Source organism: Streptomyces sp. NPDC006463, from assembly GCF_042870715.1.
Classification (GTDB): Bacteria; Actinomycetota; Actinomycetes; order Streptomycetales; family Streptomycetaceae; genus Streptomyces.
In genome coordinates this window covers 15,908-27,678 of sequence record NZ_JBIAHP010000029.1, presented here as the reverse complement: position 1 = coordinate 27,678, position 11,771 = coordinate 15,908, and the positions used below count along the sequence as shown (strand labels likewise).

The following is an 11,771-nucleotide window of genomic DNA, read 5'->3' as shown; positions in this document are numbered from 1 at the left end:
GGAGCACCGGAGGGGACTTCCACCCCCATGGCACTACGTGTCCGGCCCGCCCCGCGTCAGCCGTTCGCGTACCAGCGCGGTGAGTTCGCGATGGTCGCCGTGGACCAGGAAGTGATCGCCCGCGACTTCCACCTGCTCGAAGCCGGCGGAGGTCTCGGCGCGCCAGCCGTCGACCATCGCCTCGGTCAGCGTGTCGTCGTACCGCCCCCGGACGGCCGTCACCGGCACCGGCAGCGGGGCGCGGTCGGGGCGTACGTAGGTCTCGGTGCAGACGAAGTCCGCCCGCACGGTGGGCAGGACCAGCCGCATCAGCTCGGCATTGGCCAGCAGTTGCGGCGGGGTCGCCGTCAGGCGGGTCAGCACCTCGATGAGCGCCGGGTCCGGCAGCCCGTGGACCGGCGGCGTGGTGAACGGCTCCCGCGGCGCACGGTAGGAGGCGGCGAAGAGCCGGTCCGGAGCGCGCAGCCCGCGGGCGACCAGCCGGTGGGCCGTCTCGAACGCCAGCAGCGCCCCCATGCTGATGCCGAACAGCGCGTACGGCCGGTCCAGCAGCGGGGTCAGCTCCGCGGCGAGCAGATCCGCGAGCCGGTCCATCCGGGCCACCGCAGGCTCGTGCAGACGTTCCGCCCGGCCCGGCAGTTTCACCGGTACGGCCTGGATGTCCGGACCGAGCTCCTCCTGCCAGCCCCTGAAGAGGGCCCAGCCGCCTCCCGCGTACGGCAGACAGAACAAGCGTGTCGCGGCGTCGCTCTCCTCGGCGGCGTACGGGAACCAGGGCGAGCCGGACAACCGCGGTCCGGAGCCGGTGGCGCCGGTCATCCGGCGGGCTCCGACAGCGGCGGCAGATCCGCGACGCGGGTGGCGGGCGCGGTGGCCAGCGTCTCCACGGTGTACCGCAGATGCCCGGCGAGCCGTTCCACCGCGGCGTCCGGGAACCTCGCGGCGTACTCGATCCGGCCGGTCAGCTCGTCCCGCCGCCGGTTCCAGGACAGGGCGAGGTCGTGCTTCACCTCCACCGGCGGCAGGGGGTAGTGGCTCAGCCTCAGGTCCCCCAGGGACACGGCGTCCAGCGGCGCGTTGTTGTGCACCACGGCCACGTTCCCGAACGGGCTTCGGCCGTCGCCGCGGCGGGGCAGTGCCGAGACCAGCCGGGAGAACGGCAGGTCGCTGTGGGCCAGTGCGTCGGCCACCACCCCGGCGGCCTGCTCCAGCAGCGCGTCCAGCCGGTCGTCGGGGCAGATCCGCAGGCGCAGGACCACCGTGTTGACGAAGCAGCCGATCAACGCGAGCCCTTCGCGGTCGCGCCGGTCGACGGGGGTGGTGAGGACCAGGTCGCCCTGACCGCTCGCCCGGTGCAGCGTGGCCGCCGACGCCGCCACCAACCCGGCGAACAGGCTCGCGGAGCGGCGTGAGCACAGGCGTTCCAGCGCCGTGGCCGTGCCGTCCGGCACCCGCAGCGTCATTTCGCGGCCCGCCCACTTCCGACCGGCCGCGGCGCCCTGCGACCGACCGGGCCGCCCGGTCTGCCCGGTCCGGTCGGCCGACGCGAACTCCGCGGCCGACGCGGACGGTTGAGACTTCTCGTGGTGCCCGGGCCACTCGGCCAGCGCGGACAGGTCGATCCGGTCCGGCGCGCCGTCGAGCGTCCCGAGCCAGTGCTCCAGTGAGCCCGGCGCCGCGGTGTCCTTCGCCGCGAGCGCGAAGTACCCCTTGGGCGGCACGGCGGGGGCGGAACGCTCGTCGGCCACCAACGCCTGGTACAGCACGGCGAGTTCGGACAGCAGCACACCCAGTGAACCGCCGTCGGAGACGATGTGGTGGAACGTGGTGACCAGCACCCGCTCGTCGGGTCCGGTACGCACCAGCAGGCAGCGCCACACCGGACCCCGGTCGAGCCGGAACGGCGTGACCGCCTCCTCCCGTACGATCCGCGCCGCTTCCTGCCCGGGGTCGGGCAGATCGCTGACGTCCACCACCCGCCAGGGCAGGCGCAGCGCTCCCGGCGGTTCCACGAAGGCGCGCGGGACGCCGTCCCCGTCGGCCGGGTAGCGCGAGCGCAGCGGTTCGTGGCGGTCCTGGACCCGCTGGAGCGCCTCGCGGAGCAGGTCCTCTTCCACCGGCCCGGACAGCCGTACGGCCGCCGGGTTGTGGTAAGTCGAGGTCCCGGGGTTGAGCTGCTCGAAGAGCCAAATGCCGAACTGCGTCGCGGACGGCCGGTACGGTCCGGGCGACGTACGCTGCCCCAGCCGGCGGGCGAGCAGCGCCCGTTGAGCTGGAGTGAGCCGTTCCAGGCGTCCGGCCAGGTCGTTCCCCGCTCCGCCCGCGGGCGCGGCGCCCGCTCGCGCTTCCCCTGCCATCCTGCCCCGCCCTCCCAAGCGTCAGATGCCGATCGACCATGGCACACGCCGGGCGTCCCGGCGACCGTATCGGGCGCTCTTGACGGAAGAGTGACCACTGAACATCCTTGGGTGATCGCTGATGCTCCACCCGACTCGCGCTGTCACTCACCCGGCTCACTGTTCCGCGCGTCCGCTCCAGGGCCGGCACCAACGACCCGCCGCCGGCGCGGGACGGCGTACCGGCCGTCTCACGGAGGCATCCTCGCCCGTGGTGGAAATCGACGCCCGTATACGTGCCCTGTCCCCGCAGCAGCGCCGGTTGCTCCAGGAACGACTCGCTGCCCGCCGGCAGTTTCCGGCGCCGCCCGCCAAGGCCCCCGCCCCGGTCCGCGTCCGCCACGGCGGGCAGCCGATGAAGTGGAGCCTGTTCTTCTTCTCGGCCGGCGGTGACCACACCACTCGGGAGCACTACGCCTTCCTGCTGGACTGCGCCCGCTTCGCCGACCGCAACGGTTTCGAGGCGATCTGGCTCCCCGAACGCCACTTCGACACCTTCGGCGGCCCCTACCCCGCACCCGCGGTCCTCGCCGGCGCCGTCTGCGCGGTCACCGAGCGGGTGGGGGTGCGGGCCGGCAGCGTCGTGCTCCCGCTGCACGACCCGGTCCAGGTGGCCGAGGAGTGGGCCGTCGTCGACAACCTGTCCGGCGGCCGGACCGGGGTCTCCTTCGCCTCCGGCTGGCACCCCAACGACTTCGCCCTTGCCCCCGACGCTTACGCCGACCGCCGGAACCGGACGGTGGAGGGCATCCGGCAGTTACGCGACCTGTGGCGGGGCGGCACCGTCCAGCGCCGGGACGGTGCGGGCAGCCTCATCGAGATCGGCACGCTCCCGCGCCCGGTACAGGGGGAGATCCCGCTGTGGATCACCGCGTCCTCCTCGGTGGAGACCTGGCGCACCGGCGCACAGGAGGGCCTGCACGTCCTGACCGCCCTGCTGGAGCAGAACCACACCGAACTGGGCGAGAAGGCAGCGGTCTACCGCGAGGAACTGCGCGCCGCGGGACGCGATCCGGACGAGCACGCGGTCACCGCGATGCTCCACACCTTCGTCGGCCTCGACCAGGACGGCGTGCGGCGCACGGTCCACGGACCGCTCATCGGCTACCTGCGCTCGCACATGGAGCTCTTCGCCAAGCTGGCCGACAGCCAGGACGTGGCCGTCGATCCCGCCAAGGTGAGCGCCGCGGACCGGGCGGCCCTGGCGGAGCTGGCCTTCGAGCGCTACTTCACCACCAACGGGCTGTTCGGGACTCCGGACACCGCGCTGGCCAGGGTCCGCGCGCTGGCCGCTTCGGGCGTCACCGAGATCGCCTGCCTGGTGGACTTCGGCGTCCCGCCGCAGGAGGTGCTGGCCAACCTGGTGCACTTGCAGGAGCTGCGGGAGGCAGCCGACGCGGCCGGTGTACTGACCCTCGGCGGCGCCGGAGCGCACGCGTGACCGATACCGGCGAGCGCCTGCGGACCCTGTGGAACGAACTGCTGGACCAGCCGGACGGCGACGAGGACCGCGACTTCTTCAGCCTGGGCGGCCAATCGCTCATCGCCACCCGGCTGATCGGCCACATCGGGCAGGAGTTCGGCGTCCGCCTCAGGCTCCGGGACATCTTCGACAACCCCACCCTGGCCGGCCTGAGCGCGCTGGTCGCCGCCCGGGAACGTACGGAGGAGACCGTCGCCCGCACGGCGGCCGACCTGCCCGCCGACGGCCCGGCCCCGCTCGTCCACTCCCCGCTGCACCCTTACAGCGCTCCGCTCGCCCCGCTCCAGGAACGCTTCTGGAAGGTCGAACGGACGCTGCCGGAGGCCGCGTTCTTCAACCAGATCATGCGGGTGGACCTGATCGGGGACCTCGACCCGCGCATGCTGCTGTCCGCGCTCCGCGGCACCATCCGCCGGCACGACGTCCTGCGCGCCACCCTGGGCGAGGGTCCCGACGGCCCCCGGCAGACCGTACGCCCCGACTTCACCGTTCCCCTCCGCCAGCGCGAGTGCGGGGACCTGGACGAGTCGGCACGCGAAGAGGCGATCCGGCAGGCCGCCAAGGCCGAGGCCCGGCTGCCGTTCGACCTGGTCCGCGAGATCCCGCTGCGGCTGAGGGCGCTGCGGTTCACCGCGACCCGCAGCGCGGTGCTGGTGGTCACCCACCACATCGCCTTCGACGGCTGGTCGCGCAACCAACTGGTGGCCGACGTCGCCGCGCACTACCGGGCCCGGATCGAGGGCACCGCCGTGCCCGAGCCACTCGCGTTCACGTACACCGACTTCGCGACCTGGCAGGTGGCCCATCGGGCGGCCGGGGGAATGGACTCCTCCCGCGCCTACTGGCTGGACCGGCTCGCGGCGCCCTACCCCGACCTCCGGCTGCCCGAGGCGCTGGAAGGCGATGACGGGTACCGCAGCGCCACGCAGCCCGTCACCGTGTCCGCCGCGACGATGGCCTCGGTCGCGCGGCTGGCCAGGGGGAAGAACACCACCGACTTCACGGTCCTGCTGGCGGTCTTCCTGCTCGCAGTGGCGACCCGCAGCGGCACGCCGGAGGCGATGACCGCCATTCAGGTCGCCAATCGCCGCTGGCCCGGCACCCAGAAGCTGGTCGGCCTGTTCGCCAACACCCTGGTGCTGCGCGTCCCCATCGATCCCGCCGCCGCCTTCGAGGCGTACCTGCGGACGGTCAGGACGGCCCTGCTGGAGGCGTTCGACCACCAGGAGGTCCCGTTGGAGGAGGTGGTCGACGAGCTCCGGGAGCGCGACGGCATCGACCCCGCCGACCTGCTCCAGGTGGGCTTCGCGATCCAGGACGCCTGGGTGCCCGAGACCCCCGTGCCCGGCGGCTTCCTGCGCCAGGCGTCCGGCCTGGCCTTCGGCGACGGCCAGGAACTCGACCCCACCACCTTCGGACTGACGATGGAACTGCGTGCGGACGGACCGGCGCTGTCCGGGCACGTCACCTACAAGGCCGACCGATACCCGCCGGTCGCGATCAAGGCCCTGGTGGCCGCCTTCGACGGCATCCTGCGTGCGGTGGCCGACGAGCCGCATACGGCGGTCGGCACGCTCATCACCGAGCAGGTGGGCCCGTGACCGGCGCCTGCGTGCACCACCTGGTCGCGGAGCACGCCCGGCGCCGGCCGGACGCCGTCGCGCTGCACTCTCCCGGCCGGACCGTGGGCTACCGCGAACTGGTCCTGGCGGCCGACCGGGTGGCCGCCCGGCTGCGCGAGGCGGGCGTGGGCCCCGGATCGCTGGTGGCGGTCTTCGGCCCGGCCACCCCCGAACTCATGGCCGGGATACTCGGCACGCTCAAGGCGGGTGCCGCCTGGCTGCCGCTCGGCCTCGGCGACCCGCCGCAGCGCACCCGCGTCCTGCTGGAGCAGGCCCTCCCCGACGCCGCGCTGTGCACGCAGGAGGAGTCCGCCGAGTGGGCCTTCCGGGCGGGCTCGGCCACGCCCACGGTCGTCCTCGGACCGGACCTGTGGTCAGGCCCTGCCGAGCCGGTCGACGTCCCCGTGCAGCCGCGCGACCTCGCCTACGTGATGTTCACCTCCGGCAGCACCGGCGTGCCCAAGGGCGTCGAGGTGGCGCACCACAGTCTGGTCAACTACTGCCGCTGGGTGGCCAGGGCGAACCGGGTCGACGACGGCGTCGCCCTCCTGCCCGCCACCACCCGGCTCACCTCCGACGCCTGCCTCCAACAGGTGATCGCGCCGCTGACCCGAGGCGACGCGGTCTGGCTGGTGGACGAGGGCCTACGCCTCGATCCGGAGCGCCTGCTGCGCGAGCTGACCGCCCGTCCGGGCGCCGGTCTGCACTGCGTGCCGGCGCTGTGGGAGGAACTGCTGCTGGTCCTGGAGTCCGCCGCGGCCCCGCCGCCCGCCTTGTCGAGCCTGTTCCTGGGCGGCGACCGGGTGCGCGAGGAGCTGTGGCTGCGCACCCGCCGGCTGTTGCCGCACTGCGCCATGGCCAACGTCTACGGCCCCACCGAGGCCACCGTTCAGGTGACCGGCGGCTTCCAGCCGGCCGGAGCCGAGCTGACCGTCGGGCGTCCGGTCGACAACGTCCGGGTGCTTGTCCTCGACGACACGGGCCGCCCGGTCCGCGCGGGCGAGGACGGCGAGGTGCACCTGGGAGGCGTATGCCTGGCGCGCGGGTACCGGGGACAGCCCGCCGAGACCGCCCGGCGCTTCACCGGCACGGGGGCCGACCGCCTCTACCGTACAGGCGACGTGGGCGCCCTCCTGCCCGACGGCACCCTGCGGTTGCGCGGGCGGCTGGACGACCAGGTGAAGATCCGCGGCAACCGCGTCGAACCCGGTGAGATCGAGGCGGCCCTCACGGCGCTGGAGGGGGTGCGCCGCGCCGCGCTCGCCGTCACCTCGGACAGCCGCGGCGCGGTCGTGCTCGCCGCGGGCGTCGAGTCCGCGCGGCCGGGCCCGGACCTGTCCGCCGCCCTGCTGGCCGAGCTGGCCACCCGGCTGCCCGGCCACTTCGTGCCGGCGGCGCTGCGCGTCTACGACCGGCTGCCGCTGAGGCCGAACGGCAAGGTGGACCGGGCCAGGATCGCCGCCGAGGCATTCGAGGAGGCGCAGCCCCCCACCGAGCCGGCGACGTGGGGATCCCAGCTGGAGGTGCAGGTCGCCGAGGTGTGGAACGGGTTGATGGACCGCCCCGCGACCTCGCCCGACGACGACTTCTTCGCACTCGGCGGCCACTCGCTGCTCGCTGTCCAGGCGGCCGGCAGACTGACGAGGACGCTCGACCGTGCGGTGGACGTCGGCATGATCTTCGAGCACCGCACGGTCCGCGCGGTGGCGGCGGCCGTCGCCCGCCTCCCGCGGCGCGAGGCGGACGGCCCGCGGCGGGACACCGACGCCCCCTGCCCGCTCTCGGTGCAGCAGCAGGAGCTGTGGCGCACCGAGGAGTTCCTGGCCGGCACCCCCTTCAACACGGCGCTCCTGCCGGTCCTCGTCAGCGGACCGCTGGACGTGCCCGTGCTGACCGCCGCGCTCGGTGACGTGGCCGCCGCGCACCCCGCGCTCAGGGGTCGCGTGGTCCCCGCGCCCGACGGCGGTGAGCCGACCCAGACGGTCGCCCCGGCCGCGGCGCCGCCCTGCCCGGTGGCCGACCTGAGCGCGCTCGCCGCCGAGTCCGCGCAGTCCGCCGAGGAGGCGGCGGTCCGCCAGGCCCGCCGCCTGATGGCCGAGCCGCTCGACCCGGTGCACGGGCCGGTGCTCCGCGCCCGGCTGGTGCGGCTCGCACCGGACCGCTCGTACCTGCTGCTGGCGGTGCACCACCTGTTCTGTGACGGGGTGTCGCTGCACGTCGTGCTGGCCGACCTCGCCGAGGCGTACCGCGTGCGGCTGGCCGGCGGGGTCGGCGCCGATCCGGACGCCGAGCCCGTGCACCTGCGGTACGCCGGACACCAGCGGGCGCAGCTGGCGGAGGGACGGTATGCGGACCACCTCGCGTACTGGGCCGCCAAGCTGAGCCGCCCGGTGCCCGAACTGCGGCTGGGCCCCGAACCCACCGACGGGGCCGACCCGTTCAGCTTCGTCACCGCCGACATCGCGCTGGGCCCGGAACTCGCGCGCCGGATGAGGGACTTCGCCGGGGCGCGGGGCGCCACGCCGTTCATCTGCCTGACCGCCGCGCTCGCCGCTGTGCTGAACGCCCGCGGCACCCTGTCGCCGGTGCGGCTCGGCACCCTGACGGCCAATCGCGAGGAGGCCGCCTGGGAGCACGCGGTCGGCCTGTTCAGCACCACCTTGGCACTGGATGTGCCGGTCGACCCGGGAGCGGACTTCGACACGCTGGTGGCCGCCGCCCGCGCGGATGTGCTGGAGAGCTTCACCCACCAGCGGACCCCGCTGGAGCTGGCCTTCGACGCGCTGCCGCCGGGGCAGCCGCCGTTCCGCATCGGCGTGGCATGGGAGCCGCCGCGTCCGCCCCACCAGGTCGGTCCGACCCGCTTCGAGGTCCACCGGCCCCCGGGCGGATCGAACCCCGGCGTGCTGCCGTCCTCGACCGCGGCGTCCTTCGTCGTACGCGAGGAGGGGGACGACCTGCGACTCGTCCTGGAGGTGAGCAGGTCCGTACTGGATGAGAAACCGGCCCGGCACCTGTTGGAGGAGGCCCGGCTGCTGCTGGACCGCCTGCTGGCGGCCCCCGGCGAGCCGATCGCCCACTGCACCGGCGCGCCGTGGTGAGCGGGTCCGGCCTCGGCCTGTCCGGACTGCGGGCCGACGTCACGATCGACCGCGGCGCCGGCGGCGTGCCGACCGTCCGGGCCGCCGGCCTGTCCGACGGCTGGGCGGGCCTCGGCTACGCGGTCGCGACCGACCGCCTCTTCCAACTGGACCTCCTGCGCCGCGGCGCGGCCGGCCGCCTGGCCGAGCTCTTCGGCCCGTCGGCCGTCGCACAGGACGTCGCCCAGCGGCGGGCCGGGCTCACCGCGGCCGCGGACGGGGCGCTCAGTGAACTGCCCGCGGACCAACGGGCGGTGCTCACCGCCTACGCCGGCGGCATCAACGCGGTGATCGCCTCGGCGCCGCTACCGCTGGAACACGAGGTGCTCGGCCGGCACATGGAGCCGTGGCAGCCGCGCGACTCGCTGCTGGTGGCCCTGCTGCTCGCCCAGATGCTCAGCGGCAACGGCGAACACCACCGGATGCACGCGGCGATGGAGCGCTCGCTGCCGCCCGTGGTCGTCGGCTTCCTGCTCGGCGAGGCCGACCCCTATCTCGTGGGGCTGGACGGCCGGCCGGCCGACGGCAGGAGGACCGACCCGCCGACGCAGGCGCTGCGCGCCCTGCTGGCCGAGGCCCCGGCCCCCCTCGCCGGCGACCGCCAGATCGTGGCCTCCGACGACCAGCCCTGGGGTTCCAACGCCGTGGCCCTGGCCGGCTCGCACACCGCCGACGGGCGGGCGCTGCTCGCCAACGACATGCATCTGCCGCTCGGCGCGCCCACCCTCTTTCACCGGGCCGGCCTGCGCTGGCCGGGCGGCAGGGTGGACGGCGTGACGGTCCCCGGCCTACCGGTCTTCGTGGCCGGGGTCAGCTCCGCCCTCGCCTGGGGTGCGACCCGGCTGGCGGCGGACGTGGTCGAGCTCGTCGAGGTGGAGCCCGCGCACCTGACGACCCGGCGAGAACGTGTCCTGGTGCACCGCGGCGACCCCGTCGACGTGGAGGTGACGGACAGCCCGTGGGGGCCGGTCGACGTATCCGGACCCGACGGGGTCCTGCTGGCCCGCCATTGGCTGGGCCGCGAGCCGGGCGCTGTGGACCTCGGGCTGGGCGCGCTGATGACCGCCGGGGACGTCGACGCCGGTTCGGAGGCCGCCCGGCGGGCCGGCGGCCCGCCGCTGAACATCCTGCTGGCCGACACCGGCGGCCGGGTCGCCTGGACCGTCTCCGGCCGCGTCCCCGTGCGCGACGGCGTGGGACCGGTCACCCCCGACCGCGCCTGGACCACCCACCGGCTCCCGCACGAACTGCCGCACGTCACCGACCCCGCCTCCGGACGGCTGGTCAGCGCCAACAACGGTGTACGGGAGCACGGCACGGTCCCGGGCCTGGCCGCCAACCACTTCTCCTCCCGGCGGGCCGCGCGCATCGGCGAACTGCTCGACGCCGGCGGAAACTGGGACGAGCACCGGCTGCTGGCGCTCCAGGGCGACACCGACGCGCAGTTCTACGCCTTCTACCGCGACTTGGCGCTCACCGTCCTCACCGACCCCGTGACGGAGGCCGACGAGAAGCGAGGGCGGCTGCGCGAAGCGGTCCGCGCATGGGACGGCACCGCCCGGCCCGACGCGATCGGACTGGCCGTGCTGGTCGCCTGGCGCGAGCTGCTGCGCGAGTCGCTCTTTGCCGCGCTGCTGAGCCGCTGCGCGTCCAAGGACGAGGACTTCGTCTACTGCTGGCACTCGCACGAGTCCCCCTTGCGCGCGATGCTGGGCGACGCCTCGCTCTTCCCCCCGCCGCACCGCGACCAGCGGAGCTTCCTGCTGTTCGAACTCGACGTATGCGGCGCCCTGTTGCGACACCTCGCCCCGGGAACCGGACCCGAGGCACTGCGGTGGGGCATGCTGAACCCCACCGGCATACGACACCCGATGTCGCACCTCGCGCCGGAACTCGCCGCACTCCTCGACCTGCCCCAGGACGAGATGCCGGGCTGCCCGGAGTCGGTCTGCGCAGCGCGGCCGGGCTTCGGCCCGGCCGTGCGGCTGGCCGCGTCCCCCGGCCGGCCCGCGCAGGCACTCGTCAACCTCCCGGGCGGCCAGTCCGGCGACCCGCGAAGCCCGTTCTACCGCGACCAGTTCGCCGCATGGCTCACCGCCGCCCCCCAGCCGCTGGACCCGCCGCCGACCGGCGGCGCCACCACGCGGCTGGTACCGAACCCGCCGGGAGAGGCATGACTCACCATCCCTTCCAGTTCGCCGTGACGACCGCCGGGGACCAACCCGGCAGCGGCTGGCCCGACTTCGTGCGCCGCGCGGAGGACCTGGGCTACGACCTCCTGCTGATCACCGACCACGTCTCCCAGGGCCTGGCCCCGCTACCGGCCCTGGCCGCCGCCGCGGTGCTCACCACCCGGATCGGCCTGGGTACGTACGTCCTGGGCAACGACCTGCGCAATCCGGTCCTGCTCGCCCAGGAGACGGCGACGCTGGACAGCCTGTCCGGCGGACGTTTCACCCTGGGCCTGGGGGCCGGCTGGCTGCCGGAGGACTACCGGAGCACCGGCATCCCCTTCGACCCCGGAGCGGAACGCCTGGCCCGGCTGACCGAGACGGTCGCGATCGTGGAGCAGCTCCTCACCACCGGAAGCTGCCACCACGAGGGACAGCACCACACCGTCCACGTCGACGACTTCGCCCCCCGCCGCCCGGACGGCACCCGCCCGGACCTCCTGCTGGGCGGCGCGCGGCGCGGCGCGCTCGCGCTGGCCGCGCGCTGCGCCGACACGGTGAGCCTTCTGCCGCGCACCACCGCGGAGCGCACCATCGACCAGCGGGACACCACGCCGGAGGCCGTGGACCGCAAGGTCGCCTGGGTCCGCGAGGCGGCCGGCCCCCGCTTCCCCCGGCTGCGGCTCAACCACGTGCTGTGGGAGTGCATGGTGCTGCCGGACCCGCGGCCCATCCTGGAAGTCTTCGCCAAGGCCATGGACGAGACCCCCGAACGCGTGGTGGACAACCCCGCCATGCTGATCGGCAGCACCACGTCCGCCGCCGAGCAGTTGGAACGACGCAGGGAACGCTGGGGACTGTCCACCGTGACCGTACCGGCCGCTGCGATGGAGGCGTTCGCCCCCGTCGTCGCCGCCCTGTCCGGCAAATGATCAAGCGATACGTGATCAACGAGGAGA

General features: G+C 74.4%; 7 protein-coding genes. 5 read left to right on the top strand and 2 right to left on the bottom strand.

The genetic code is table 11. The features are described 5' to 3' along the window. Positions 1-33: 33 nt before the first annotated feature. Complete coding sequence (locus ACFYOB_RS35755) at positions 34-819, bottom strand: thioesterase II family protein (RefSeq protein WP_388567608.1); 786 nt, start codon at positions 817-819, stop codon at positions 34-36. Beyond that, positions 816-2,357 carry a condensation domain-containing protein gene (locus ACFYOB_RS35750; RefSeq protein ID WP_388567606.1) on the bottom strand — a complete coding sequence of 514 codons (1,542 nt, stop codon included), beginning with the start codon at positions 2,355-2,357 and terminating at the stop codon, positions 816-818. Before ACFYOB_RS35750 ends, ACFYOB_RS35755 begins: the two co-directional genes overlap by 4 nt. A 250-nt stretch (positions 2,358-2,607) precedes the next feature. Between ACFYOB_RS35750 and ACFYOB_RS35745 the strand changes: the two genes are divergently transcribed. From ACFYOB_RS35745 to ACFYOB_RS35725, 5 genes are read left to right on the top strand one after another with little or no spacing between them, the layout of a single operon-like run. Further along, positions 2,608-3,837 (top strand): MupA/Atu3671 family FMN-dependent luciferase-like monooxygenase, encoded by a 1,230-nt coding sequence (locus ACFYOB_RS35745; RefSeq protein WP_388567603.1) that lies wholly within the window; start codon positions 2,608-2,610, stop codon positions 3,835-3,837. Beyond that, positions 3,834-5,480: a condensation domain-containing protein gene (locus ACFYOB_RS35740; RefSeq protein WP_388567601.1), complete on the top strand. Its 1,647-nt coding sequence runs from the start codon at positions 3,834-3,836 to the stop codon at positions 5,478-5,480. The genes ACFYOB_RS35745 and ACFYOB_RS35740 overlap by 4 nt, the downstream gene beginning before the upstream one ends. Then, positions 5,477-8,602, top strand: coding sequence for an amino acid adenylation domain-containing protein (locus ACFYOB_RS35735; RefSeq protein ID WP_388567598.1), 3,126 nt, complete (start codon positions 5,477-5,479; stop codon positions 8,600-8,602). Before ACFYOB_RS35740 ends, ACFYOB_RS35735 begins: the two co-directional genes overlap by 4 nt. Continuing rightward, a complete protein-coding gene (locus tag ACFYOB_RS35730; protein WP_388567596.1) occupies positions 8,596-10,818 on the top strand; it encodes a penicillin acylase family protein in 2,223 nt (740 codons plus the stop codon). The genes ACFYOB_RS35735 and ACFYOB_RS35730 overlap by 7 nt, the downstream gene beginning before the upstream one ends. Beyond that, positions 10,815-11,744, top strand: coding sequence for a TIGR03621 family F420-dependent LLM class oxidoreductase (locus ACFYOB_RS35725; RefSeq protein ID WP_388567593.1), 930 nt, complete (start codon positions 10,815-10,817; stop codon positions 11,742-11,744). The genes ACFYOB_RS35730 and ACFYOB_RS35725 overlap by 4 nt, the downstream gene beginning before the upstream one ends. Positions 11,745-11,771 lie beyond the last annotated feature (27 nt).

Coding starts and splice junctions, on each gene's coding strand:
- ACFYOB_RS35755 (WP_388567608.1), bottom strand. CDS start 819: ATGACCGGCGCCACCGGCTCCGGACCGCGGTTGTCCGGCTCGCCCTGG.
- ACFYOB_RS35750 (WP_388567606.1), bottom strand. CDS start 2,357: ATGGCAGGGGAAGCGCGAGCGGGCGCCGCGCCCGCGGGCGGAGCGGGG.
- ACFYOB_RS35725 (WP_388567593.1), top strand. CDS start 10,815: ATGACTCACCATCCCTTCCAGTTCGCCGTGACGACCGCCGGGGACCAA.